Source organism: Olsenella sp. KH3B4, from assembly GCA_900111695.1.
Classification (GTDB): domain Bacteria; phylum Actinomycetota; class Coriobacteriia; order Coriobacteriales; family Atopobiaceae; genus Tractidigestivibacter.
The window spans coordinates 78,457-102,901 of sequence record FOHD01000001.1 but is presented as its reverse complement, the minus strand read 5'-3'; the positions used below and the strand labels follow the sequence as shown (position 1 = coordinate 102,901).

The window sequence follows — 24,445 nt, the reverse complement described above, 5'->3', positions numbered from 1 at the left end:
CAAACGTGTCGGCCATTTCAGAAATAGCGATATTCTCTGCAATTGAGAGAAGCCCAAAGGGGCGAGAGGGACGGCGCGCATCTATGCCACCGTCCCTCTCGGCAGTTGATGCTCTTTGCCCGCGCTACTTGCCGGTTGTGAGGAACTCCTCCAGGCGCTTGTTGAAGCGCTCCGGGTACTGAATGGCCATGAGGTGGCCGCCCATCACGTAGGTGGGCGTCTTGGGGCAGAGGCTGTGCCAGTAGGGCTCCGCTATGTCTGCCCAGTGCTCGGCAATGAACATGAGCGTGGGAATCTTCTTGGATGCCTTCTGAGCGATGTCCCGGTAATCGGAGAGAATCGCGTCACCAAAGAGCTCGTGGGTGACCCAGAAGGGCGTCTGGTTCGACATGTCAATGAACCACTCGTATTGGTCCTCAGTGAGCGGTCCCTGCCACATAATCTCGCGCAGATAGCTGTCCCAGAAACCCGCTGCCGTCTCGGGATGGTTGAGCACCCGCGTCATGATCTCCGAAAGCTCCGCCGGCGTGCCCTCCGTCCATGCGTGTGGGTCCTCGTTGTGGGGGAGCGGCGACATGTCAACCGTCACGCATCCAGAGACGGAGTCGACACCTGCCTGTTCGAGGTAGCTCCATGCCTCAAGATTTCCGCAGCTCCAGCCAATGAGGGTTGGCTTCTCGATGCCTTCGTGCTCAACCAGGCGGATAAGGTCGCGCCCATGAGTCTGGTAGTCGTTGCCAAAGGGGCACTTGGTTGAGAGCCCCTGCCCGCGAGGGTCAACAAGGATCGTACGGTAGCTCTTGGAGAAGTGCTCCAGCTGGTGCTTGAAGACCTTGCCCGAGAAGGTGAGGCCTGGGATGAAGATGAGGGTCGGGGCGTCCTTCTCGCCTGCATCCCAGAAGTGAATCTGAACATCCGGCTCTACCGTCACGTAGCGTGACTCCGTGCGTTCTGCACTCATGGTTCTCCTTTCGACTGCGGCCTTGGTCCCATCCTAGCGCAGCGCGTTTGACGGGCGGAGAATATCGCCATCTCTTAAACGGATCAGCCAACAACTGCGGAAACTTGCTCGCCGTTTAAGAAAGAGCGATATTCTCCGAGAGGAGGACTGGCGGCTGGGGGGCCGTAGCCGGCTCGTGTCGCGACGCGTTGCCCCAAACTTTTTCAAAAAAGTTGTTGACCCAAAAATCTCGTCTGGTATAGTAATTCCCGCACCAACCCACGGGGAATTAGCTCAGTTGGGAGAGCGCGTGACTGGCAGTCACGAGGTCAGGGGTTCGAACCCCCTATTCTCCACCATACATTCAGGGCGGCGGCGTTTGCCGTCGCCCTTTTTCGTACGGGCTCATGGCGCAACGGTTAGCGCAGGGGACTCATAATCCCTGGGTTGTAGGTTCGAATCCTACTGGGCCCACCATGACATGCACGCTCCCTCTCCCTTGCGGGTGGGGGAGCGTTTTTGCAAGATGAGTCCGTGTGGCAAGAAAACCGAGCCATTCAATTGGGTATACAAGTTCCGTTTGGTTACTGCGCCGCGTGTGCGGGCGGCATTGTTAGCGAGGGGTGGCTCATGTCTCCGGAAGCAAAGAAGCTCAAGGTTTCGGGAATCGTTGCGCTCATTGCGGGGTGCCTCTGCGTGGTCGCTGGAATCGTTCTTGCGGTTCTTGGCGTTGACATCACCGATCTTTTTGTGGTGGCAGCATCGGTGCTTGCCCTTCTCGTGGGCGCCAAGGGGGCCAGGGTTGCCAATGTCCCATCTAACGCGCCTGGTCTCGTGGGCCCCTCGGCCGGGGCGACCGTGGCCACGGGTGCACTTTGCGCCGGCGACGTCGCCTTCGCCAACGGACAGGTTGCCCCCATTGTTGTCGGTGCTGTAGCCTTTGTCCTTGCGCTTCTCGTCACCATTGCCGCGGCAGCAGTTAAGAGGGTTGTCGAGAAGGTATAGAGATCCTGGGTGGCTCGGCAATCTTTCGACTTCTACGCGGTCTCCTCCTTACCTGAAACCTACCGAAAAGACCCTTGCTCTTTGCCATAGAATGTAGACGTTCGAGTCGTTCGTCTCGTGATGGCAGGCGTGTGGGAGTAGGTAAGCGTGGAGAGTGTTGCGACAAGCGTGCGTGGCCGTTCAGCGGGCCCCTCTTCTGACGGAAACTCACGGCATGCTGCGCCGCGCGGCGGTTCAAGACGTATCGGCGGGCTGGATGGACTGCGCGTAATCGCCATTCTCGGCATAGTGCTCTACCACGCCAACCCCACGTGGATTCCTGGTGGGTTCTTTGGCGTCACGGTCTTCTTTGTGATCACGGGCTATCTCTTTACGCTCTCTGTTCAGCGTGAGATTGCGCGCACGGGTTCTCTCGGGTATGGGAGGCTGGTCCTCAAGCGGGCGGTGCGCTTGTGGCCCACGATGCTTGCCGTCATTGGCGTGACTGTTATCCTCTCTGCGCTGCGTGCGCCCTACCTGCTTCCCAAGGTTCAAAGCGACGCAATTCCTGCGCTCCTCTTCTTCGAGAATATCTTCTACATCGTGCGGCAGGTTTCCTACTTTGCTGCGGCGGGGGCGCCTTCGCCTCTCACGCACTTCTGGTACCTTGGCGTTGTAATGCAGTTCTATATCGTGTGGCCGCTTGCTGTGCTCCTGCTCTCGCGCCTTGTGCCTGAGCGTCTCCACGCCTGCATTGCTGTGTGCGTGCTAATCCTTGCCTCTTCCGTAGCCATGTGGGTGCAGTTTGATCCCACGGCTGATACTGCCCGCATCTACTATGGGCCCGATACTCGCGCGGCCGAGCTCCTTGTGGGTGCGCTTCTCGCGATAGCCACGGGCGGAAGAGGACTCCGGCTCGAGCGGCTGGTGCCTGCCCTCCGGCAGCGTGGCGTTCCCGTAGTGGCATACGACGTCATCGCGGCCCTCTCCCTTGTCGTCATCGTTGCTATGATGTTCGCCTTCAACGGATACAGCCACTTTGTGTACCGCGGTGGAATCCTCATTGCCGCCATCCTTTCCGCGCTTCTCGTGGGGTGCATTGCTCGACCTAACCACACGATGATTGGCCGCATCCTTGGCGTTCCCGCACTTGCCGAGGTGGGGAAGCGCGGCTATGCGCTGTACCTCTGGCATTATCCGTTGCTCATCATCCTTAACCCTGCGGCAAGTACCACGCCTCTGCCCTGGTGGGGCTGGGTGCTCGAGTTTGCCCTCATCGCGGTGCTCTCCGAGCTCTCGTACCAGTTCCTCGAGAAGGCCCCCGCCCAGCCGCTTCCGGCAGTCCCGGCGTTTGTTGGCCTTGACAAGGCAAGCTCCCAGCGCGGAGTCTCCCATTCGAGGCTTACGCGCGGACTTCTTGCACAGCCGTTGCCGCGTCTTGTTATGGAAGGCGTGGGCGTTGTGGCGGTGCTTGTACTCATGCTGGTGCCACTTAACGCGGAGACAGCAAACACCCCGCAGGCCATGGCCGCCGGGCAGGAGTCTGCGCTCACCGCCCAGGCGGCGAGTCTCGATAGCTATGACGACTCTGGTACGTACTTTGCCGGAACCGCCTTTGACGGGGCCTTCTCGTCAATCAATAACGTGAGCTACGACGTCGACGCCGAGACCGGTGCCACAGATGCGAAGGTCATCCTCATTGGTGACTCCGTACCTGCGGGTGCCATAAACCAGTTCCAGACCATCTTCCCCAACGGCTACATAGACGCCGTGGTGGGACGTCAGATCTATGACGGGCCGGAAGCATACGCGCAAGACGTTGCCGCCGGCCACGATGGCGACGTTGTGGTGTGGTCGCTCGGCGACAACGGCGTTGCCACCGAGGACCAGGTGAAAGCACTTATTGAGGCCGTTGACCCCGGAAAGCGGGTCTACCTTGTGACGGCACGCGTGCCGCTAGCCCTTCAGGACATCAACAACGACCTGTTCAAGCGGGTCGCTGAGGAGTACGACAACTGCGAGGTTATCGACTGGTATGCGCAGAGCGCAGGGCACGACGAGTACTTCTGGGATGACGGTACGCACCTGCGTCCCGAGGGCGCGGACGCATACGTGCTGATGCTTCGCGCGGCAATTACGGGAAGGTAGAAATTCTCAGTTGCCAAATCGGTTTGTTTTGGTAATATAGCAAGCCGCACGGGCGATTGGCTCAGGGGTAGAGCACATCCTTCACACGGATGGGGTCGCTGGTTCGAATCCAGCATCGCCCACCATAGAATTTGAGATACGGCATCCTATTGGGTGCCGTTTTTTGTTTGGCAGCGTCCCACGTTTGGTGGTGATGTGCTGCAACAATACCCATGTGCATGCGAGGCCCAGAGAACGTCCCATATACTTGACAGGCGTGCCTCGTCGTACCTTGAGGCGCGTTACCATTTTTCGCATCTAGGGGAGGGGTTGGTCCACATGGCAGTCACAGAGGAAGATCCCAAGAAGGCACTTGGCCTGCGTCTTGCGCACGTTGGCATCAATGGCGGCACGCCCGAGAACGCCGAGAAGATCACCAAGCAGCTTGCGACCCTTCTGGGCCTTGGCACCACAGAGCTCGTGCCGTCCTATTTTGTCGACACCTACATCGAGATCATGAAGGGCGCTGGCCGCGGCGAGAAGGGCCACATAGGCTTCCACGTGGATGACATCGACGCTGCCCAGAAGTGGTTTGAGGAGCGCGGCTTCGAGTTCAACGAGGAGTCCCGCGCAAAGTTTCCCGATGGCTCCACCCATCTCATCTACTTCAAGGACGAGATTGCGGGCTTCTCGATCCACATCACGGTCGACGACTAGCGCGCGGGATTGAGTTGCCCGGCAACGTAATCCCGCGGGGGTACACCTCTTCTGCACGAGCGTACCGTATACTCACCCCTTGGCAAATTTGGCATCCCGAGGGGTTCATGTGATAGCACTCGCAGACAAGATCACCAAGTCGTTTGGCGGAAGGGTCCTTTACACGCAGGCCACGCTCCAGCTCAACGCGGGGGAGCGCTGGGCCCTGGTTGGCCCCAACGGCGCAGGCAAGACCACGCTCCTGAAGATCATCATGGGCCAGGAGTCCCCCGACGAGGGCACCGTCTCCTTTGCCAAGGACACGACCGTTGGCTACCTGGAGCAGGAGACCAAGATTGATGGCGAGAAGACCGCCCTGCAGGAGGTTGTTGACTCCGCGCACGAGGTGAAGGGCTGGGAGCGCCGCGTAGCCGAGCTCGAGGCAAAGATCTCGACCACGCAGCCCGGTCCCGAGCTGGACCGCCTGCTTGAGGACTACGGCCACGCCCAGGACCGCTTCGAGCGTCTCGGCGGCTATGAGCTGGATGCCCGTGCACGGCAGATCCTGGGCGGTCTTGGCTTCCCCATCGAGGACTTCGACAAGCCTGCGGCTGATTTCTCCGGTGGCTGGCAGATGCGCATTGCGCTCTCCAAGCTCCTGCTTCGTCATCCTGACCTGCTCCTTCTCGACGAGCCCACCAACCACCTCGACCTCGAGAGCGTCCAGTGGCTCGAGCACTTCCTGGCTGCCTACGACGGAGCCGTGCTCCTCGTGAGCCACGACCGCTCCTTCATGGATGCCTGCGTCTCCCACGTGGCGGCCGTCGAGAACCGCCGCCTCACCACCTACACGGGCAACTACTCCGACTACCTGCGCCAGCGCGAGGACAACCTCGAGCAGATGCGCGCCAAGCGCGCGGCGCAGGAGCGCGAGATCGCCCACATGCAGGTCTTTGTCGACAAGTTCCGCTACAAGCCCACAAAGGCAGCGCAGGCACAGGAGCGCATGCGCCGCATCGAGCAGATCAAGAGCGAGCTGGTCATACTCCCCGAGGGCTCCAAGAAGGTGCACTTCTCGTTCCCCGATCCTCCCCGTACCGGCGACACCGTGGTGAAGGTTGAGGACGTATCCAAGTCCTTTGGCGAGAACCATGTCTACGACCACGTTGACCTCACGCTCTATCGTGGCGATCACGTGGCGCTCGTTGGCCCCAACGGTGCCGGCAAGTCCACGCTCATGAAGCTCATCAATGGGCACCTCACGCCGGATGCAGGCTCGGTCGATCTTGGTCAGAACGTGACCTGCGCCTACTATGCCCAGCACCAGCTTGAGCAGCTTGACCCTGCCAACACCGTGCTTCAGGAGATGGACGCGGTCGCCCCTGGCTGGACCACCTCGGAGGAGCGGCGCCTCCTGGGCGCGTTCCTCTTCCATGGCGATGACGTTGACAAGCGCGTCTCGGTGCTCTCTGGTGGCGAGAAGGCCCGTCTCGCCCTTGCCAAGATGCTTGTGGCGCCAGATCCTCTCCTCTGTCTTGACGAGCCCACCAACCACCTGGACATCGACTCGGTCGACGTGCTCGAGCAGGCACTCTTGCACTTCCCGGGGACCATCGTGCTCATCAGCCATGACGAGCATCTGGTGCGTGCCGTGGCAAACAAAGTGGTGGACGTGCGCGACCATAAGGTCACGCTCTACGACGGCGACTACGAGTACTACCAGTTCAAGCGCGCCGAGCTCGAGGCCGCAGCAGCCGCGAACGCGGTGCCTGCAAGCCAGCCTGCGCAGGCGAAGGCGACCCCCGCTGCGCAGGCCACTTCCGAGCAGGCTCCTACCGGCCGCAACGTCAAGACCAAGGAGCAGCGCCGCGCCGAGGCTGAGGAGCGCAACCGAAGGAGCAAGGCGCTGCGCAAGACCAAGAAGCGCCTCCAGGAGGTCGAGGCCGCGCTTGGCCCTGCGCACGATCGCTACAACGAGCTTGTGACCCTCATGGCGGACGAGGAGCTCTACAACGATACCGAGCGCTTCAATGCCTGCATGAGCGAGTACAACGCGCTCTCCAAGAAGATCCCCGCCCTCGAGCAGGAGTGGCTCGAGCTCTCCGAGGCCATGGAGGCGGGCGAGCAGGATGCGTAGCCTTTCTCGCAGCGGCGTGCGCGTTGCCCTCAATGCCGCCGCGCACGTTGCTCGCGTGCTTGCCGTGGCGCTCTGCGTTCTTGTCGTTGTTGACTCGTTCGACGTGGGCGTGCTCCACAGGGTGCTTCTCGATGTGAATGGCCTTGCGGCTGGTGTGGTGCCTCAGTCCGTGCTTGGGCTTCTCGTCTTTCGCACGCCCATGGGCGGGGCCTTCAGGGGAGATTTTGCCCTTGTCGCCATTGTGCTCTTTGTCATAGACTGGCTGCTCACAAGGGCCGTTTACCGCATCTAGGTCAGAAAGGGGCGTGACGTGTTCTCGACCTCGCGTATCATCACGATTCTCATCTCGGTTGGGCTTGTCATGCTCTCCGCCATTCCGCATGAGGTGGCACACGGTTGGATGGCCAGCAGGCTTGGGGATCCAACGGCAAAGCGCGCTGGGCGCCTCACGCTTAACCCCGCCGCGCACATCGACCCCTTTGGATCCATTCTCTTGCCGCTCATCATGGGGGCGTTTGGTGGGCCCATCTTTGCCTACGCCAAGCCCGTGCCCTACAACCCAATGTACTTTGACCCAAAGACGAGAAATCGAGACGAGGCTCTGGTCGCGCTTGCGGGGCCAGTCTGCAACCTGCTGCAGGCCCTGGCTGGCGCTGCCGTATGGCGCCTTGCCTACTGGGGCTTCACCTCGGGTCTCGAGGCTGGTTCGCTCGCGATGGACCCATGGTATGAGGTGGCCTACTGGGTCCTCATGATTCTCTCGACCTACGTCTACGTGAACCTCATGCTCATGTGCTTCAACCTCATCCCGCTTCCCCCGCTCGACGGGTCCAAGGTCATCTCGCCCCTCTTTAGGAGCGAGCGCTCGCGGCGGGCGTACTACCAGGTGCAGCGTTATGCCATGCCCATCCTCATCGTGGTGCTCTACCTCATCCCCTATGCGTTTGGGGTCGACCCCCTTGGGTGGATTCTCGACCGCACGGCCGGGTCGATCTTCAATCTTCTTATGGGGGCATAGCGGCTCATGTCATGGCGTGTGAAGACAGACGCGTATACCGGTCCCTTCGACCTGCTGCTGCAGCTTGTGAGCAGGCAGAAGGTCGCCATTGGCTCCATCTCGGTTGCCGAGGTGGCCGACCAATACCTGGCCGAGGTCGAGCGCATGAGCGACCTCGACCTGGACGTGGCGAGCGACTTTGTCCTTGTGGCCTCGACGCTTCTGGACATGAAGGCCGCGGCGTTGGTCCCCGAGGGCGGCGTTGTGCGCGCCCCACACGTGGCAGACGAAGACCTCGATGATGAGGACGACCTCGCGGGCCTCTCGCCCGACGAGGCGCGCGAGGTGCTCATTGCCCGCCTCATTACGTACAAGCAGTTCAGAAATGCCGGCGCCGCCCTTGGCAGCCGCATGGAGGCCGAGTCGCGCATGGTGCCGCGCACCGTGGGGCCGGACCCGGAGTTCTTGGGCCTCATGCCCGACTACCTCGAGGGCATCACGCTGCGCAGCCTTGCCGTCATCTGCGCTGACATCGATGCGCACCGCGAGACCTTCCTCCTCGAGTCCGAGCACATCGCGCCCAAGCGCCTTCCCATTGCGCTCACGGTTGCCTCGGTTGACCGCCTGGCGCGCTCGCGCGGGCATCTTACGTTCTCGGAGCTCCTCGACGGCTCCAGCGAGCCCGAGGTCGTGGTTGCTAACTTCCTGGCCGTGCTCGATCTCTATCACAGGGACAAGCTGCGCATGCACCAGGAGCGAAACTTTGGCGAGATCGAGCTCGACCACGTGGAGGGGGCTACGCCCTACGAGATGGACGACTCGGTTCTCTACGAGCTTGACGAGCAGGGCGTGGACGAGAAGGACCTGGAAGAGCTGGGCTTTGGTGACGTCCTTGGCTCAGATGACGGCATGGCGACGGTGGAAGATAGCGCGGGAGAGGATGCGTGATGGCAGATCTGGAGAGGCTTGAGAACGACTCTCTCAAGGGGCTCCTGGAGGCGCTTCTCCTCGTGTCCGACGACTCCGTCTCGGCGACGGACCTGGCGAAGGCCACGGGTGCGGCACCGGGCGACGTGGCCTCGGCGCTTGCCGAGCTCTCGGCCGAGTATGCCGACGCCAACCGAGGCTTCCAACTGCGCGAGGTTGCAGGCGGGTGGCGCCTCTTCACGCATCCGGCCTTCCATGACCAGGTTGCTGCCTACGTGCTCTCGTGGGACCAGCGGCGCCTCTCGCAGGCGGCGCTGGAGACGCTTGCCGTCATTGCCTACCACCAGCCCGTCTCCCGCGAGGGTGTGCGCGCCATCCGCGGGGTGAACTCCGATGGCGTCATTACGTCCTTGCGCGAGAAGGGCCTGGTGCGCGAGGTGGGTCACGACGCCGAGCATGGACAGGCGGTCCTCTTTGGCACCACGCGCGCCTTCCTCGAGCGCTTTGGCCTGAGGAGCATTCGCGACCTCCCGCCCCTCGAGGACTTCGCGCCGGACGAGCAGTCCAAGCAGTTCATCCGCGAGCGGCTCTCGGGCCGTTCTCTCCAGTCCACGCTCGAGGAGACCTCTGACGACATCGATGACGAGCGGGACCTCCTGGGGGACGGTTCGGGGGAGTCGGAAGACACCGACGCCGACGCGGCTGGTGATGAAAGCGATGAGTGATCCCGTGCGCGAGGACGGGCTCTACCCCATGCGGCTGCAGCGCTTCCTGGCCCGTGCGGGCGTTGCGAGCAGACGCGGCGCCGAGCGGCTCATGACCGCCGGGCGCGTTCGCGTGAACGGGGAGGTCGTGACCGAGCTCGGCAGCAAGGTCGACCCCGCGAGCGATGTTGTGAGTGTCGACGGCATCGAGTGCCACATCCTCGAGCGCCCCTGCTACCTCATGCTCTACAAGCCCTCGGGCTACGTCACTACGATGAGCGATCCCCAGGGAAGACACACCGTGGCCGAGCTCGTGCCCACAGACCGCTTCCCCGGGCTCTTTCCCGTGGGGCGCCTCGACATGGACACCACGGGCCTGCTGCTGTTTACCACCAACGGTAACGTGGGTCAGGACCTTCTTCATCCCTCGCGTCACGTCGAGAAGCACTACGTTGCCCTGGTCTCGGGCACGCCCTCGGCGCACGACCTCGAGCGTCTGAGGCGCGGGGTTCTGCTCGAGGATGGTCCGGCGTCCCCCGCTGGCGCGGAGCTCCTTGGAAAGGCAGACCCGCTCTTTTCGGTTGTGGCCCCACACGGAGCAGGACGCACGGGCGGGGGAGAGCCCAACGCCGTGGTGGGGCTCACCATCCACGAGGGCAGAAAGCACCAGGTCAAGAAGATGATGCAGGCTGTGGGGCACAAGGTCTTACGGCTGCACCGCGACTCGTTTGGGCCGCTCTCGCTCACGGGCGTCGACGAGGGATCCTGGCGCGAGCTCACCACTCGCGAGGTGGCGGCCATAGAGGCATTGTCTGCCGGGGATTCCGGCGATCAGAGGGAGGATGACTAGCGTGGACTTTGGCATGAGGCAGCGGATTCTCGTGATGAGACACCCCGAGACGCCTGCGAACACCGAGCACTTCTTCTCGGGGAGGAGAGACGTCCCCCTCACGGCTCGCGGCGAAAAACAGCGCGAGCATGGAGTGGATGCCCTCGTTGCCTTTGCACCCGAGCGCATCTGGTGCTCCCCGCTCTCGCGCTGCCGCAACCTCGCCGAGGAGGCGGGGGAGCGACTGGGGATACCGGTGCGTGTGGACGACGACCTTGTGGAGCTTGACTTTGGCGAGCTCGAGGGAACGCGATTCGAGTCGAGCAACTCCGGCAGGACGCAGTTCCCCTGGCCACTTGACGAGAAGGGACACTCGCTCCCTGCGCCCGGGGCAGAGTCCTTCGAACACGCAACGGCTCGAGCCAACCACCTCTTGGACGAGCTTCGGCCACTTACCGGCAGGACCGCGCTTGTCACCCATGGTGGATTCTCTCGCATTCTCATTGCTGCCATGTACGAAGTGGGGTATGACCATTTCTGGAACGTGCACCTGGCAAACGTGTGCTCGGCGTATTACACCTGTAACGGGAAGAGCTTCTACCTGGGTGGGTTTAACCTCACGCCTGAAGAGGTCATCGAGCGCTCAACCAGGAAGAACCCGTACGACCTCAGGGATATCTGGGGTGTCGCAGAAAGGGAGGACGCATGATCGTCGCCATCGACGGACCCGCGGGGTCTGGCAAGTCTACCGTTGCCCACGCCATTGCCGAGAGGTGCCACCTTACGTACCTCGACACCGGAGCCATGTATCGCTCCGTCACCGCAGAGTGCCTGCGCCAGGGCATCGACCCTGCGGACGCCCCTGCCGTGACCAACGTGGCCCGTTCGATTACGATCACCTTTGGAACCTCGCCTGCAGGGCAGACGGTCACCGCCAATGGGCGTGACGTCACCGCGGAGATCCGCACGCCCGAGGTCGATCGCAACGTCTCTGCCGTCTCGGCCATCCCCGAGGTGCGCGAGGCCATGGTCGAGCTACAGCGTTCCTATGGCCAGACGGGCAACGTGGTTGCCGAGGGCAGAGACATTGGCACGGTGGTCTTCCCCAAGGCCGACGTGAAGGTGTTCCTCACGGCCGACCCTGCGGCGCGCGCCCTGCGTCGCGCCGTGCAACGCGAGGGCGGGGACGCGGCCAAGGATGCCAATGCCACAGCCGATCCCGCTGAGGTCGAGCGCATCCTTGCCGACCTCAACCGCCGTGACCAGCTTGACTCCTCGAGGAAGACCGCGCCACTCAAGCCAGCGCCCGACGCGCACCACATTGACTCCTCCGCGCTCAGCGTGGACGAGGTCGTGGCCGCCATCTGCGCGCTTGACCCGAGGCTGGCGGCTGCGCTGTCTGGAGATCGTTCGTGAGCGCGCAGAAGAGGGCTCCCGAGAAGCGCCTGCGCGCCTTTCGCGGCAACAGCTTCGACGACTACTTCGATACGGGGATGCGCAACTTCCCGCTTCCTGCGCGCGTGTTTCTCGGCATCGCCGTCTACGCGTGCTTGGTTTGGACCCAGTTCCGTTGGCGCTGGAGCGTGGAGAACAAGGAGAAGCTCGTCGACGACAAGACGCCGCGCGTCATTGTCATGAACCACGGCTCGATGCTCGATCCCGTGATCATCATCGTGCAGCTCTGGCTTCACGGAATTCGCGTGCGCACCATCTACAAGAGCGAGTTCGACAAGTCCCCGGTTGTCACGTGGTTCTTCACGCGCGTGGGCGCCATTCCCGTTCAGCGCGGCACCGCAGACATGAAGTCCGTGCGCCGCGCGCGTGCGGCCCTCGACCGTGGCGAGTGCGTCCTCATCTTCCCCGAGGGCACGCGCATCAAGAGTGACGAGGAGCCCGTGACCATCCACGAGGGCTACTCGCTCATGGCCCAGCTCGCCCATGCTCCCGTTCAGCCCGTGGCCATCGTTGGCGCACGTGACATCACGAAGCGCGGCAGCCACCTGCACCACTTCTCCCGCGTGTGGCTCAAGGCGGGAGATCCCATCTCCTGGGACTCCCTTGGCGTCGATGGCAGGAAGGCGCAGCTTGCCGCCATGTCGAAGGCCGGCATGGACGCCGTCTACGCCCTTCGGGACAGGCTTCGCGAAGAGCATCCGGGGAGGATGTAGGCATGGTAAAGGTGGAGGTAGCCCGCGAGGCCGGCGCCTGCTATGGCGTCGAGCGCGCTCTCGAGATGACTGAGGACGCCCTTGCGGAGGGCACGTCTCGCGTGCGCACCCTCGGTCCTCTCATCCATAACCCGCGCGTGGTGGCAAGCCTTGCCGAGCGCGGCGCCTTGGTCGTGAGCGACCCCCGCGAAGCGGCCGGCTGCACGCTCGTCCTTCGCACTCACGGCGTGACGCCAGCCGAAGAGACCGAGGCTCGCGAGCTCTGCTCGTCTGTGGTCGACGCTACCTGCCCCTTTGTGAAGAAGGTCCATCGCGCTGCCGAGAAGCTCTCGGCTGAGGGCTACCGCGTGGTCATTGTTGGCGAGGCGGGCCATCCCGAGGTGACGGCAACCCTCGCGCATGCGCCAAAGGCCGTGGTCGTGGGTACGGCCAAGGAGGCACTCGCCTTGCCGCACGTGCGCAAGACCGGTGTTGTGGTGCAGACAACGCAGTCTGCGGCTCGCCTGACCGAGGTTGTCTCAGCCCTTCTCACTCGCACCGAGGAGCTTCGCATTGTCAACACCATCTGCGAGGCAACCTCGGGTCACCAGGGTGCCTGTGCCGAGCTTGCCGCGCGCGCCGACGTGATGGTGGTCATTGGCGGCCGCAACTCGGCCAACACCACGCGCCTGGCCGAGATTGCCGCGGCAGTGTGCCCGCGCACGCACCACGTCGAGGGCGCCGACGAGCTTAAGGCCTCCTGGTTTGCTGACGCTGGGCTCGTGGGCGTCACAGCAGGCGCCTCGACCCCGGCATCGCAGATCCACGCTGTCGTGGAAGCCATAGAGTCGATGGTGGGGGAGTAGCCATGGCGCGGGACAGGGCGGACTACGCCTCCACGCGCGAGCGCTCCCTTGGCGCCTGGGTGCAGTCGGTCGAGGAGGAGAGCCCCGCCTGGGAGGCGGGCATCGAGCCGGGCATGCGCATCGAGACCGTCAACGGACACCGGCTGCGTGACCTCATCGATTGGCGCTGGGAGGCAGACGGTGCCTCGTGCGATCTTGAGGTCTTTGACCCGAGGGACGGCGGCACCTACGCCTGCGAGCTCTGGCGAGAGCCCGGCGAGGACTGGGGCATCGACTTCACCGACGTGCTCTTCGATGGCATTCGCACCTGCGTGAACGCCTGTCAGTTCTGCTTCATGAGCATGCTGCCTGCAGACGCTCGGCCATCCCTCTCCCTGCGCGACGACGACTACCGTCTCTCCTTCCTCCAGGGAAACTTTGTCACCCTTACCAACGTGACCGACGAGGACGTGGAGCGCATCATTGCCTGTCGGCTTGAGCCCATGAACGTCTCGATTCACGCCGTCACGCCCGAGGTACGCCGCAAGCTCATTGGGCCTCACGCCCAGCGTGGCATAGACGTCCTCGAGCGCCTGCTTTCCGCGGGAATCGAGATTCACGCGCAGATCGTCCTCTGCCCAGGCGTGAACGACGGCCTGGAGCTGGCCCGCACGCTTGACTGGGTCGAGACCCGTCCCAGCATCACCTCGCTTGCGGTGGTACCCCTTGGCTACACGCGCTTCTCTCGCCGGTTCTCCAAGTCCTTCTCGGATGACCCAGCGGCAGCCAAGGCCGTGGTTGACCTCATCGAGCCCTACCAGGCGCGCGCAAGGCGCGTGCTTGGCACCACGCGTTTCCAGCTTTCCGACGAGTTCTACGTTGCGGCCGGCGTGACGGTTCCGCCGGCCGAGGCCTACGACGGCTACCCGCAGTACTACGACGGCATTGGCATGTTGCGGAGTTTCCTCGACGACTCCGCGGTCTTTGCTCGCGACCACGCTGCCGAGCTTGCCGCGAGCGAGGCCGAATTGAATCGCCAGGATGCCCGGGTTCTTCTCGTCTGTGGTGAGGCCCCCAAGGAGGCCATCTCGTTTCTCTGCGAGCTCTGGTCACCCTCCGGGCGCGTCAAGGCATACCCCATCCGCAACGACTACTTTGGGGGAGACGTCAACGTGACGGGTCTCATCGTCTCGAAGGACCTTCTCGCCCAGTTGCCAGGTGAACTCAGCGGTCGCGTCATTGTGCTTCCCGAAGTTATGTTCAACTTTGACCACGTGACCCTTGACGGGGACACGCAGGATCACGTGATGGAGGAGATCGTGCGGCGCGGGGGACGTGCGGTCATTGCCCACGGGGACCCCACAAGCATCTTCTCTGCAGTAACGCAGAGTTTGGGGTGAGGGTCGTCGGCGGCAAGGCACCCTCGCCGTCGTGATATGCTCGGGAGTGCTAAATACTCCAAGAGAAAGCGAGCACCTCATGTCACTGCCTGTCGTCGCCGTGGTCGGTCGACCCAACGTCGGCAAGTCAACCCTTGTTAACCGCATTGTCCAGAGCCGTGACGCCATCGTGCACGAGAGCCGTGGCGTCACGCGCGACCGTTCCTACCACAAGGCGGACTGGAACGGTCGCGACTTTGTGATCATCGACACCGGCGGCATCGAGTCAGCCAAGTCGAAGGACACCTTCGCGCCGCACATCCGCGAGCAGGCCGTGATGGCCGCCCAGGAGGCGGATGCCATCATCTTCGTGGTGGACGGCTCCACCGGCATCACGGACGAGGACGAGGAAGTCGCAAGGATCCTGCGCAAGCAGGACAAGCCCGTGTTCCTCGTGGTTAACAAGAAGGACAACCCCGCTACCGAGAACGACAACCTCTGGGACTTCTATTCCCTGGGCGTTGGAGAGCCCATGCCCCTCTCGGCCTCGCATGGCTATGGTACCGGTGACCTTCTCGACGAGGTCGTGGCGGTTCTGCCCTCCGAGGAAGAGCTAGAGGAGGACGAGGATATTCTCTCGCTTGCCATCGTGGGCAGGCCCAACGTTGGCAAGTCCTCGCTGGCCAACCGCCTTGCCGGCAAGAAGCGCTCCATCGTCTCCGATGTGGCGGGAACCACCCGTGACGCCATTGACACCATGATCGAGTGGCAGGGGCAGAAGATTCGCCTGGTAGACACCGCTGGCATGCGCAAGAAGAACCTGGTTCACGAGGACGTGGAGTACTACAGCATGGTGCGTGGCCTCATGGCCATGGAGCGCGCCGACGTGTGCCTTCTTGTGGTTGATGCCACCGACGGCGTCACCGAGCAGGACCAGAAGGTGGCCAACATGGCAATCGACCGTGGCTGCGCCCTGGTGCTCTGCCTCAACAAGTGGGACCTCATCGAGACCGAGGCCCAGCGCGACCGTGTGGTTGCCTCCATCGACAAGCGCATGCAGTTTGCGCCGTGGGTGCCCTACGTGAACATCTCGGCCCTCACGGGTCGAGCTACCGACAAGGTCCTGCAGCTCGCCGTCTCCGCTGCCCAGGCGCGTGATGCCCAGCTGCGCACCTCCGAGCTTAACAACCTGCTCGAGGAGATTCGCGAGGGCGGCCACACGGTCTCCGACAAGGGCCGGCGCCTCAAGATGCAGTACGCCACGCAGACCGGCTCCAAGCCTCCCGTCATCACCGTTTGGTGCAATGCGCCGGACCTTGTAGACGACAACTACAAGCGCTTCGTCGAGAATCGCCTGCGTGAGAGATTTGACCTTGAGGGAACACCCATCCGTCTGCGCTTCCGCAAGAAGTCCGAGGGGGACAAGTGAGACTCGTAATTCCTACGCTCATTGCGTGCGCAATTGCCTACTTTGTTTGCGGCATTCCGTTTGGCATGCTCATTGCACGCTCCCAGGGCGTCGACGTTCGACACACGGGGTCCGGAAACATTGGCGCTACCAACGTGGGGCGCTCCGTGGGTGCATGGGCGGCAGGTCTCACCTTGCTTCTTGACGCCGGCAAGGGCTGGCTCTGCACAGGACTTGCCACCTGGGCGTTCTCCAGTTTCTTTGCCGAGGCAAAGGCACTCGCTCCCGGCCAGCCATTTGACTGGGCCCTCACGTGCGTCTATGCGGCATGTGTGCTTGGTCACGTCTTCTCCCCCTACCTTGGGTTTCATGGCGGCAAGGGCATTTCGGTTGGCTTTGGCGCGGCGCTGGGTCTAGACCCGCGCATCGCCTTTGGGCTTCTCGCGGTCTTCCTTGTCTTTGCCCTTCCCACGCGCTTTGTCTCGCTGGGCAGCTCGTGTGCGGCAGTCTCGCTTCCCATCTGGACGGCCGTCTTTGGCTACACCCCCATCGCTGTCCTGCCCATGGTCATCGTGGCCGCCTGCGTCGTGTGGGCTCACCGCGAGAACATCCGCAAGCTCGCACACCACGAGGAGAAGCGCTTCTCCTTCCACCACGATGAGGGGAAGTCAAAGTGAGGCGCGTTGCCGTCATAGGAGCTGGCTCTTGGGGTACCGCCATGACGGGCCTCGTGTCGCCTGCCGTCGACGAGGTAGTGCTGTGGGCGCGCACGTCCCAGGCTGTCGATGCCATGAACCTCGAGCACAGGAATCCGAACCATCTTGTGGACTATACGTTGGCGCCAAACGTTGTGGCAACAAGCGACCTTGCCGTGGCCGTTCGTGATGTGGATGCCGCGATCCTGGCCACCCCGTCTGCATATCTGCGCGAGACTTGCCGCAACCTGGCTTCCCACCTTGCTAAAAACGCCCGTGTGCTCGTTCTCTCCAAGGGTATGGAGCGCGGAACGCACCTCCTCATGCACGAGGTGGCTGCTCAGGAGCTGGGCAATCCCACTCGCGTTGCTGCGCTCTCTGGCCCCAACCACGCAGAGGAGATTTGCAAGGGGATGGTGTCGGCCGCTGTCGTGGCCTCGGAAGATGCGGAGACGGCTGCATACTTCCAGGGTCTTCTCTCGGGTCCGACCTTTAGGGCCTACGTGAGCGACGATGTTCGTGGCGTTGAGTGCTGTGGTGCCGTTAAGAACGTGGTGGCCATCGCCTGTGGCATTGCGAGCGGCATGGGGATGGGGGACAACACTCTGGCTGTCCTCATGACCCGTGGCATCGCCGAGATTGGGCGCGTTGTGGCTGCCTTGGGCGGCAACCCTATGACGTGCATGGGGCTCGCCGGTATGGGTGACCTCGTGGTTACCTGCACCTCCGAGCATTCGCGCAACAGAAGCTTTGGCCGGGCCCTCGTGGCGGGCGAGACGCTTGACGCCTATCAGGCCCGCACGCACATGGTGGTCGAGGGCGCGCCCGCTTCGGAGTCGGTCCTCGAGCTTGCGCAAGAGCGCGGAATCGAGGTTCCCATCACGGCCGGCGTCCACTCCGTTCTCTATGAGGGACGTCCTATCGACGAGGCAATGGAGGGACTTCTCACGCGTGTACCGCGCACGGAGTTCTATGGTATGGAAGAGCGAGATACAGCATCAAAGGAGAACCAATGCTAGAGAATAACGTCCAGGTTGCACCTTCCATCCTCTCTGCAGACCTGGGACATCTTGCGGACGAGCTTGCCTCTATCGAAGGTGCTGGCTATGTGCACTTTGACGCGATGGACGGCCACTTTGTGCCCAACCTCACCTTTGGCCCTGGCGTGCTTGCTGCGGTGAAGGAGGCCACACAGATCCCCGTTGATGCGCACCTCATGATCTCGAACCCCGACCAGATGGTGCCGGAGTACCTTGCTGCCGGTGCCGACATCGTGACCTTCCACTACGAGGCTACGGCGCACGCCAATCGTCTTGCCAGCCTCATTCGCGTGAAGGGCGCCAAGGCGGGCATTGCCATCAACCCCGGTACGCCCGTCTCTGCCCTCGACGCCATCATCGAGGACGTGGACCTCGTGCTTGTGATGACCGTGAACCCCGGCTTTGGGGGCCAGAAGTTCATATCTGGCTCTCTTCGCAAGCTCCGCCAGCTCAAGGCCATGTGCGACGAGCGCCGCGTGAGCCCCATCATCGAGGTTGACGGTGGGATTTCTCCCGCAACTGCGGGCGATGTTTGCGCCGCGGGCGCGCGCCTGCTCGTTGCTGGCAGCGCCGTCTTTGGCAAGGAAAACCGCGCCGAGGCCATCCGCAAGATTACCGAGGCCGGCGAGGCCGGTCTCACGAGGAGAGCGTGAGAAGCGTGACCAACCGCACAACCGTATACCTTGACTATGCCGCGAGCGCACCCGCGCGAGAGGAGTCTCTTGTCGCGGAGCGCGCCTACGAGGACTCTCCCATTGCGGGGGCAAATCCCAACTCGCTGCACACCCTTGGACGAGAGGCGGCTCGTGCGCTCGACGGTGCTCGCCGCGATATTGTTCGCTGCGTGGGCGGCGGTTTTAGGCCTTCGGACGTAGTCTTCACTTCGGGTGGCACCGAGTCCAACAACCTGGCCCTTCTCGGCCTCTCACGCGGTGCCCATCAGCGCGATCGCAAGCGCACACGTGTGGTTCTCTCCGCCATCGAGCACGACTCCGAGCTGGACGTAACGGGCGTGCTTCGCGATCGCGGCTTTGATGTGACGCTCGTGAAGCCCGGTAGGGACGGTGTGGTCACTCGTGACGCGCTCGAGAATGTGCTTGGTCCCGATTGCGCGCTTATTTCGATTATGAGCGCCAACAACGAGACGGGCGTGGTGCAGCCTGTGTCTGAACTTGCTGCTGCGGCTCACGCCGCCGGTGCGCTCTTCCACACTGACGCCGTGCAGGCGTTTGGGCGGATTCCTCTTGATGTCTCGCAGGCAGACGCCGTAAGTCTTGCGGCCCACAAGCTGGGCGGCCCGGTTGGTGTGGGAGCCCTGCTCGTCCGTGGGCGCGTCCCTCTCGCCCCTCAGTCCTTTGGTGGCGGCCAGGAGTCCGGCAGGCGCGCGGGAACGCAGGACGTGCGCGGCGCGCTTGCCTTTGCTGCGGTCGCATGTGCCTGTTGCGGCTCCATCGCCACCGTGCGCCCGCAGGTTGCCGCCCGTGCCGAGAGACTCTACCAGCGTATCTGTGCAGAGGGGACGGGCATCGTCCCCACAACCACGGGTGTGGTCGACGAGCACCGCCTTCCCGGCATGGTGAGCGTCATGGTGCCGGGCATGGACTCGCAGTCCCTCGTCCTTGGGCTGGACGAGCATGGCTTTGAGGTCTCTGCCGGCTCCGCGTGCTCCTCGGGCTCGCTTGACGCTAGCCACGTGCTCACGGCCATGGGCATAGGCCGTGACCAGGCGCTTGGCTCGCTTCGCATCTCATTTGACGAGCGCGTTGCCGAGGAAGACCTTGATGCCTTTGCAGCGGAGCTCATCTCGCTCGTCAAGCAAACAAAGACACGCCATTAGCAGAACGCACACCCACCAAGGAAGGTGAGGGTCATATGACCGAAGCACAGGCGCTTGTTAGACTCCAGGAGATTGACCTCGACATGCTGCGCCTTGCGTCTACGCTGGCCGCGATGCCGCAGCAGAAGAAGATGCAGGCAATCGCTCGAGCGCGCCGAAAGATACAGAGCGAGCAGACCAAGATCTTTGCTCAGCGCAAGGACCTTGAGACCTATGTCTCGGAGAACCAGGAGGACCTCGAGCACTACCGAGCGCGCACCGAGGAGGTCAAGGCCGAGGTTGCCTCTGGAAGCCACGGCTACCGCCAGATTCAGGACTACGAGGCGCACCTCACGGGGCTTGCAAAGAAGATCGAGAAGCTCGAGCACAACCGCGCGCAGCTCGACGAGGATCTTGAGAAGGTCAAGCGCGCCGAGAGCAACGCCAACCTCACGCTTGAGCGCCTCGATGACGAGGAGGCCGCGCAGAAGAAGTCCTTCGAGACGGACAGTGCGCAGATTAGGCGCAAAATCGTCCAGCTCGACGCGGAGCGCAAAGGCGTGGTCTCCCAGATCTCTGATAAGCACATGAGCGACTACGAGGCCGCGCGCAAGCGCTTCAAGGGTCTTGCTGTTGAGAAGCTCGTGGGCAACGTCCCCTCGGTTTGCCGCGTGAAGCTCCAGCCCGCCTCGTTCCACGACCTCACGCACGGTGACGACGTTGCCGAGTGCCCCTACTGCCACCGCATCCTCATCGTGGACGATCCCTATGTCGAGGGGGAGGGCAAGTGAGCGATAGCACGCACAGGGATACAGAGCCGGCGGCGCCTCGCGTCGTCCTCGCCGTTACGGGAGGCATCGCCGTCTACAAGGCAGTCGAGGTCATGCGCGGCCTGCAGCACGCGGGCTGCGACGTTCGCGTGACTATGACGGCAGATGCGGAGCGCTTTGTGGGAACCCCCACGTTCGAGGCGCTCTCCGGCCATCCCGTGGCGGACGACCTCTATGCCTACCCGGACTCTCCCATTCCGCACATCTTCCTGGCCGACTGGGCTGACCTTGTGGTGGTTGTTCCCGCAACCGGAAACGTGCTGGCTAAGATGGCCATGGGGATTGCAGACGATTGCCTCTCCACCACACTGCTTGCCACCCACTGCCCAGTGCTTGTGGCGGCTGCCATGAACGTCCACATGTGGAGAAACCCAGCCACGCAGGCAAACGTTGTAACGCTTCGCTCGCGCGGCATCCGCTTTGTGATGCCACAGACGGGCCTTCTCGCCTGCGGCGACGTGGGCGAGGGAAAGCTTGCAGAAGTCTCGGACATCGTGACCGCTGCACTTGACGCGCTTGCCCCTGCCAAGCAGGATATGGCTGGCATGAGGCTTGTGGTCACGGCCGGCCCCACGCACGAGGCCATCGACCCCGTGCGCTACATCGCCAACGCCTCCACAGGCAAGATGGGCTATGCCATCGCCCGCGAGGCCTCGCGCCGAGGTGCCGTGGTGACGCTGGTCTCCGGACCGGTTTCTCTCGCGGCGCCGCGGGGAGTCTGCGTGGTCCCGGTTGTCTCGGCGGCACAGATGCGCGATGCCACCGTTGCAGCCTTCGCAAACGCCGACGCGGCTATATGCGCCGCGGCAGTCGCGGACTACACGCCTGCCTCGCCTGCGGACCGCAAGCTCAAGAAGGGCACGGACGACCTCTCCACGCTTCGCCTTATCAAGAACGCAGACATCCTTGCCGAGCTCTCTCGCTCCAAGGGAGGCCGCGTCGTGGTTGGCTTTGCAGCCGAGACAAACGACCTTCTCAAGAATGCTCGAGAGAAGCTCGAGCGCAAGAGCTGCGATTTCATCGTGGCAAACGACGTGTCCCGTGCGGACTCTACGTTTGGCGCCGACACGAGCCGGATTGCCTTTGTGTGGCCCGACCGCACTGAGCAGCTTGACACGCTGCCGCTCGATCAGGTGGCTGCTGCCATCTGCGACCGTGTTGCCACGGCAGTGGCGGGGGAGGGTGCATGAGCGAGGCACGTCACGGCGAGATCACCATCGGCTGCCATCTCTCGGTTGCGGGTGGGTTTGCGCAAATAGGCAAGACCGCGCTTGGCATTGGGGCAAACACCTTTGCCTTCTTCACGAGAAACCCGCGTGGCTGCCGTGCCAAAACGCCAAACCCAGACGATGTGGCGGAACTTCTCGGCATCCTTGCCGAGAACGGCTTTGGACGGCTCGTTGCCCATGCTCCGTACACCATGAACCTCTGCTCCGCCAAGCCTCAGACCGTCGAGTTTGCGCGCGAGGCAATGGCCGGCGACCTCCAGCTTCTTGAGGGACTCCCGGGCAACTACTACAACCTCCATCCCGGAAGCCATGTGGGGCAGGGCGTCGACGAGGGCATTCGACTCATCTGCGAGGGCCTTGACCAGGTTCTCGTTCGCGGCCAGAAGACCGCGGTGCTTCTCGAGACCATGGCGGGCAAGGGCTCCGAGGTGGGGTCGCGCTTCGAGGAGCTCGCTCGCATCATCGAGGGGACGCATGAGGGCGACCTTCTTGGCGTGTGCCTCGACACCTGCCACGTAGCCGATGCGGGCTACGACATCGTGGACGACCTCGACGGGGTCCTCGACGAGTTCGACCGCATCATTGGCCTCGACCGCCTGAAGGCGATTCACGTGAACGATTCAAAGAACCCGCTTGGCTCGCACAAGGACAGGCATGAGAAGATCGGCCAGGGGACGCTTGGCCTCTCCACCTTTGAGGCCGTGGTCACAAACACGCGTCTCGCCGAGCTTCCCATGATTCTCGAGACACCCAACGAGCTTGATGGCTATGCACAGGAGATTTCGCTCCTCAGGGGATTTGCCCGGGGAGATGGGAAGGACTAATGGGGATTCTCATAGGCTGCGAGCACCTCTCGCACGAGTGGCCTGGCAAGCCCGTGCTTGCCGACCAGACCATTGGCATCAACGAAGGCGAGCGCATTGGCGTCGTGGGCAGGAACGGCGAAGGCAAGTCCACGCTGCTTGAGCTCATCGCGCACCGCCTTGAGCCCGACGCCGGCTCTGTTACCTGGAGAAACGGGATCCACGTTGGGTTTTTGGGACAGGATGACGAGCTGCAGGACGACTGGACCGTGGGCAGAGCCGTTGTGGGCGACGTCCCGGACTACGTGTGGGCCTCTGACCCACGCGTGCGCCAGATAATCTCGGAGCTCCTGGGCGACGTCGACTGGGATGCAACCGTGGGGACGCTCTCGGGTGGCCAGCGCCGTCGCTGCGACCTTGCCCGGCTCCTTGTGGGTACCTGGGACGTTATCCTCATGGACGAGCCCACGAACCACCTTGACATGCATGCAATCCGGTGGCTTGCCGACCACCTCAAGACCCGCTGGCCAGAGGGGACGGGCGCCCTTCTCGTGGTGACCCACGACCGCTGGTTTCTGGACGAGGTCTGTGAGCACATGTGGGAGGTCCACGACCAGGAGATCGAGCCCTTCGACGGCGGCTACTCTGCCTACATCCAGCAGCGCGTCGAACGAGACCGCATGGCCGCGGCGAGCGAGGAGCGCCGTCAGAACACACTGCGCAAAGAGCTCAACTGGCTTGCCCACGGTGCCAAGGCGCGCTCGAGCAAGCCGCGCTTCAGGGTGGAGGCGGCCCGCGCGCTTCTAGCCGATGACCCACCGCTGAGAAACCCCATCGAGCTCAAGCGTCTTGCGGTGAGCCGGCTGGGCAAGCAGGTCATCGAGATGAAGGACGTCTCGTTCGCCTACCCCGATGGCTCGCGCGTTCTGGATGACATCACCTGGACCATAGGCCCCGGAGACCGCTACGGCATCCTTGGTGCCAACGGCGCGGGCAAGTCGACGCTGCTCAAGGTCATGACAGGCAAGCTCAAGCCCACCTCCGGCACCGTTCGCATTGGCAAGTCCGTGCGCTTTGGCTGGATGTCGCAGCACCTGGACACGCTTTCCCAGAAGGAGGGCTGGCGCGTTTTGGAGGTGCTTTCGCGCTACAAGAGCACCTACTACGTTGACGGCAAGCCCCAGAGTCCCACGCAACTCCTCGAGCGCTTGGGCTTCGAGCGCTCAGAGCTCACCAACTTCGTGCACGACCTCTCGGGCGGCCAGCGAAGGCGTCTGGCGTTGCTCACCGTCCTACTTGACGAACCCAACGTCCTGGTGCTTGACGAGCCCGGCAACGACCTCGACACCGACATGCTCGCCGTTCTCGAGGACCTCCTCGACACCTGGCCCGGCACGCTCCTCATGGTCTCGCATGACCGCTTCCTCATGGAGCGCGTGACCGACGACCAGTACGCGCTTATCGACGGCCACGTACGCCACTGCCCGGGCGGCGTGGACGAGTTCCTCGACCTCCTCGACACCAAGGGCGCCTCGTCTTCCGGAGCGGAGTTTCGCGAAGCGCACTCCGCGCAGGAAGACCAGGCGCCCTCCGGGGGGTCAGGAGGCGAACTCACCAATCAGGAGCGGCGTGAGCTCAAGAAGCGGTTCGACGCCGTGTCTCGTAAGCTTGAGAAGACCGAGGGGGAGCCGGACCGTTTGCGGGCGGCGCTCGCCGAGGTCGACCCCACCGACTACGAGAAGCTCGTGGCCGCCCAGAAGGCTGTCGACGATGCCGAGGCTGCGCGCGAGGCGCTCGAGGACGAGTGGCTTGAGCTCTCGGACAAGCTTGGCATTGAGTAGACGCTCGGGCTCGTCATACAAAACGTGAACGGTGACGTAACGAAAGCTGTATGTGACTCAAGCTCCCGCAA

General features: G+C 63.0%; 24 protein-coding genes and 3 tRNA genes. 26 read left to right on the top strand and 1 reads right to left on the bottom strand.

What is annotated here, in order from left to right; translation table 11 throughout:
• Positions 1 to 124: 124 nt before the first annotated feature.
• A complete protein-coding gene (locus tag BMX94_RS00485; protein WP_091002346.1) occupies positions 125 to 961 on the bottom strand; it encodes an alpha/beta fold hydrolase in 837 nt (278 codons plus the stop codon).
• 262 nt (positions 962 to 1,223) lie between these two features.
• Here BMX94_RS00485 and BMX94_RS00480 point away from each other — a divergent pair.
• From BMX94_RS00480 to BMX94_RS00355, 26 genes are all read left to right on the top strand, one after another.
• A tRNA-Ala gene (locus BMX94_RS00480) sits at positions 1,224 to 1,299 on the top strand.
• 42 nt (positions 1,300 to 1,341) lie between these two features.
• A tRNA-Ile gene (locus BMX94_RS00475) sits at positions 1,342 to 1,417 on the top strand.
• Between the two features lie 153 nt (positions 1,418 to 1,570).
• Positions 1,571 to 1,945, top strand: a complete 375-nt coding sequence (locus tag BMX94_RS00470) for a hypothetical protein (protein ID WP_091002344.1) — start codon at positions 1,571 to 1,573, stop codon at positions 1,943 to 1,945.
• Between the two features lie 147 nt (positions 1,946 to 2,092).
• Complete coding sequence (locus BMX94_RS00465; RefSeq protein ID WP_091002342.1) at positions 2,093 to 4,072, top strand: acyltransferase family protein; 1,980 nt, start codon at positions 2,093 to 2,095, stop codon at positions 4,070 to 4,072.
• Positions 4,073 to 4,122: 50 nt separating this feature from the next.
• Positions 4,123 to 4,197: transfer RNA gene (locus BMX94_RS00460), tRNA-Val, on the top strand.
• A 28-nt stretch (positions 4,198 to 4,225) separates the two neighbouring features.
• Positions 4,226 to 4,768 carry a VOC family protein gene (locus BMX94_RS00455; protein WP_353612411.1) on the top strand — a complete coding sequence of 181 codons (543 nt, stop codon included), beginning with the start codon at positions 4,226 to 4,228 and terminating at the stop codon, positions 4,766 to 4,768.
• Positions 4,769 to 4,877: 109 nt separating this feature from the next.
• Positions 4,878 to 6,884 carry an ABC-F family ATP-binding cassette domain-containing protein gene (locus BMX94_RS00450; RefSeq protein ID WP_091002338.1) on the top strand — a complete coding sequence of 669 codons (2,007 nt, stop codon included), beginning with the start codon at positions 4,878 to 4,880 and terminating at the stop codon, positions 6,882 to 6,884.
• Positions 6,877 to 7,176, top strand: coding sequence for a hypothetical protein (locus tag BMX94_RS00445; protein ID WP_091002336.1), 300 nt, complete (start codon positions 6,877 to 6,879; stop codon positions 7,174 to 7,176). Before BMX94_RS00450 ends, BMX94_RS00445 begins: the two co-directional genes overlap by 8 nt.
• 18 nt (positions 7,177 to 7,194) lie before the next feature.
• A complete protein-coding gene (locus tag BMX94_RS00440; RefSeq protein WP_286159966.1) occupies positions 7,195 to 7,902 on the top strand; it encodes a site-2 protease family protein in 708 nt (235 codons plus the stop codon).
• A 6-nt stretch (positions 7,903 to 7,908) separates the two neighbouring features.
• Positions 7,909 to 8,829: a segregation and condensation protein A gene (locus BMX94_RS00435; RefSeq protein ID WP_091002334.1), complete on the top strand. Its 921-nt coding sequence runs from the start codon at positions 7,909 to 7,911 to the stop codon at positions 8,827 to 8,829.
• Positions 8,829 to 9,533, top strand: coding sequence for an SMC-Scp complex subunit ScpB (gene scpB / locus BMX94_RS00430; RefSeq protein WP_091002332.1), 705 nt, complete (start codon positions 8,829 to 8,831; stop codon positions 9,531 to 9,533). The genes BMX94_RS00435 and scpB overlap by 1 nt, the downstream gene beginning before the upstream one ends.
• Positions 9,526 to 10,362, top strand: a complete 837-nt coding sequence (locus tag BMX94_RS00425; RefSeq protein ID WP_502685904.1) for a pseudouridine synthase — start codon at positions 9,526 to 9,528, stop codon at positions 10,360 to 10,362. Before scpB ends, BMX94_RS00425 begins: the two co-directional genes overlap by 8 nt.
• Complete coding sequence (locus BMX94_RS00420) at positions 10,355 to 11,050, top strand: histidine phosphatase family protein (RefSeq protein WP_091002328.1); 696 nt, start codon at positions 10,355 to 10,357, stop codon at positions 11,048 to 11,050. The genes BMX94_RS00425 and BMX94_RS00420 overlap by 8 nt, the downstream gene beginning before the upstream one ends.
• Complete coding sequence (gene cmk / locus BMX94_RS10705) at positions 11,047 to 11,757, top strand: (d)CMP kinase (protein ID WP_091002326.1); 711 nt, start codon at positions 11,047 to 11,049, stop codon at positions 11,755 to 11,757. The genes BMX94_RS00420 and cmk overlap by 4 nt, the downstream gene beginning before the upstream one ends.
• On the top strand, positions 11,754 to 12,509 hold the full coding sequence (locus tag BMX94_RS10700; RefSeq protein WP_091002325.1) for a lysophospholipid acyltransferase family protein: 756 nt from the start codon (positions 11,754 to 11,756) through the stop codon (positions 12,507 to 12,509). Before cmk ends, BMX94_RS10700 begins: the two co-directional genes overlap by 4 nt.
• Positions 12,510 to 12,511: 2 nt before the next feature.
• On the top strand, positions 12,512 to 13,354 hold the full coding sequence (gene ispH / locus BMX94_RS00405) for a 4-hydroxy-3-methylbut-2-enyl diphosphate reductase (RefSeq protein WP_091002324.1): 843 nt from the start codon (positions 12,512 to 12,514) through the stop codon (positions 13,352 to 13,354).
• Positions 13,355 to 13,356: 2 nt separating this feature from the next.
• Positions 13,357 to 14,733 carry a DUF512 domain-containing protein gene (locus BMX94_RS00400; RefSeq protein WP_091002323.1) on the top strand — a complete coding sequence of 459 codons (1,377 nt, stop codon included), beginning with the start codon at positions 13,357 to 13,359 and terminating at the stop codon, positions 14,731 to 14,733.
• Between the two features lie 79 nt (positions 14,734 to 14,812).
• Complete coding sequence (gene der, locus BMX94_RS00395) at positions 14,813 to 16,141, top strand: ribosome biogenesis GTPase Der (RefSeq protein WP_091002322.1); 1,329 nt, start codon at positions 14,813 to 14,815, stop codon at positions 16,139 to 16,141.
• Entirely contained in the window at positions 16,138 to 16,797 is a 660-nt protein-coding gene (locus BMX94_RS00390) for a glycerol-3-phosphate acyltransferase (protein ID WP_059054357.1), read from the top strand. The genes der and BMX94_RS00390 overlap by 4 nt, the downstream gene beginning before the upstream one ends.
• The gene (locus BMX94_RS00385) at positions 16,794 to 17,834 is read left to right on the top strand and encodes an NAD(P)H-dependent glycerol-3-phosphate dehydrogenase (RefSeq protein WP_072354695.1); all 1,041 of its coding nucleotides are present in this window, start codon (positions 16,794 to 16,796) and stop codon (positions 17,832 to 17,834) included. The genes BMX94_RS00390 and BMX94_RS00385 overlap by 4 nt, the downstream gene beginning before the upstream one ends.
• On the top strand, positions 17,828 to 18,508 hold the full coding sequence (gene rpe / locus BMX94_RS00380; RefSeq protein WP_091002321.1) for a ribulose-phosphate 3-epimerase: 681 nt from the start codon (positions 17,828 to 17,830) through the stop codon (positions 18,506 to 18,508). The genes BMX94_RS00385 and rpe overlap by 7 nt, the downstream gene beginning before the upstream one ends.
• Before the next feature lie 5 nt (positions 18,509 to 18,513).
• Positions 18,514 to 19,692, top strand: a complete 1,179-nt coding sequence (locus tag BMX94_RS00375) for a cysteine desulfurase family protein (RefSeq protein ID WP_072354875.1) — start codon at positions 18,514 to 18,516, stop codon at positions 19,690 to 19,692.
• Positions 19,693 to 19,727: 35 nt separating this feature from the next.
• Positions 19,728 to 20,462, top strand: coding sequence for a zinc ribbon domain-containing protein (locus tag BMX94_RS00370; protein ID WP_091002320.1), 735 nt, complete (start codon positions 19,728 to 19,730; stop codon positions 20,460 to 20,462).
• On the top strand, positions 20,459 to 21,691 hold the full coding sequence (gene coaBC, locus BMX94_RS00365) for a bifunctional phosphopantothenoylcysteine decarboxylase/phosphopantothenate--cysteine ligase CoaBC (RefSeq protein WP_091002319.1): 1,233 nt from the start codon (positions 20,459 to 20,461) through the stop codon (positions 21,689 to 21,691). Before BMX94_RS00370 ends, coaBC begins: the two co-directional genes overlap by 4 nt.
• Positions 21,688 to 22,554, top strand: a complete 867-nt coding sequence (locus tag BMX94_RS00360) for a deoxyribonuclease IV (protein ID WP_091002318.1) — start codon at positions 21,688 to 21,690, stop codon at positions 22,552 to 22,554. The genes coaBC and BMX94_RS00360 overlap by 4 nt, the downstream gene beginning before the upstream one ends.
• Positions 22,554 to 24,374, top strand: a complete 1,821-nt coding sequence (locus BMX94_RS00355) for an ABC-F family ATP-binding cassette domain-containing protein (RefSeq protein WP_091002317.1) — start codon at positions 22,554 to 22,556, stop codon at positions 24,372 to 24,374. The genes BMX94_RS00360 and BMX94_RS00355 overlap by 1 nt, the downstream gene beginning before the upstream one ends.
• The last annotated feature ends 71 nt before the right edge of the window (positions 24,375 to 24,445 follow it).

Bases quoted from the DNA above. Each gene is read 5' to 3' on its own strand.
- BMX94_RS00370 (WP_091002320.1), top strand. From the start codon at position 19,728: ATGACCGAAGCACAGGCGCTTGTTAGACTCCAGGAGATTGACCTCGAC.
- BMX94_RS00420 (WP_091002328.1), top strand. From the start codon at position 10,355: ATGACTAGCGTGGACTTTGGCATGAGGCAGCGGATTCTCGTGATGAGA.
- BMX94_RS00355 (WP_091002317.1), top strand. From the start codon at position 22,554: ATGGGGATTCTCATAGGCTGCGAGCACCTCTCGCACGAGTGGCCTGGC.
- BMX94_RS00470 (WP_091002344.1), top strand. From the start codon at position 1,571: ATGTCTCCGGAAGCAAAGAAGCTCAAGGTTTCGGGAATCGTTGCGCTC.
- BMX94_RS00400 (WP_091002323.1), top strand. From the start codon at position 13,357: ATGGCGCGGGACAGGGCGGACTACGCCTCCACGCGCGAGCGCTCCCTT.
- BMX94_RS00360 (WP_091002318.1), top strand. From the start codon at position 21,688: ATGAGCGAGGCACGTCACGGCGAGATCACCATCGGCTGCCATCTCTCG.
- cmk (WP_091002326.1), top strand. From the start codon at position 11,047: ATGATCGTCGCCATCGACGGACCCGCGGGGTCTGGCAAGTCTACCGTT.
- BMX94_RS00425 (WP_502685904.1), top strand. From the start codon at position 9,526: ATGAGTGATCCCGTGCGCGAGGACGGGCTCTACCCCATGCGGCTGCAG.
- BMX94_RS00435 (WP_091002334.1), top strand. From the start codon at position 7,909: ATGTCATGGCGTGTGAAGACAGACGCGTATACCGGTCCCTTCGACCTG.
- scpB (WP_091002332.1), top strand. From the start codon at position 8,829: ATGGCAGATCTGGAGAGGCTTGAGAACGACTCTCTCAAGGGGCTCCTG.
- BMX94_RS00485 (WP_091002346.1), bottom strand. From the start codon at position 961: ATGAGTGCAGAACGCACGGAGTCACGCTACGTGACGGTAGAGCCGGAT.
- der (WP_091002322.1), top strand. From the start codon at position 14,813: ATGTCACTGCCTGTCGTCGCCGTGGTCGGTCGACCCAACGTCGGCAAG.
- ispH (WP_091002324.1), top strand. From the start codon at position 12,512: ATGGTAAAGGTGGAGGTAGCCCGCGAGGCCGGCGCCTGCTATGGCGTC.
- BMX94_RS00445 (WP_091002336.1), top strand. From the start codon at position 6,877: ATGCGTAGCCTTTCTCGCAGCGGCGTGCGCGTTGCCCTCAATGCCGCC.
- rpe (WP_091002321.1), top strand. From the start codon at position 17,828: ATGCTAGAGAATAACGTCCAGGTTGCACCTTCCATCCTCTCTGCAGAC.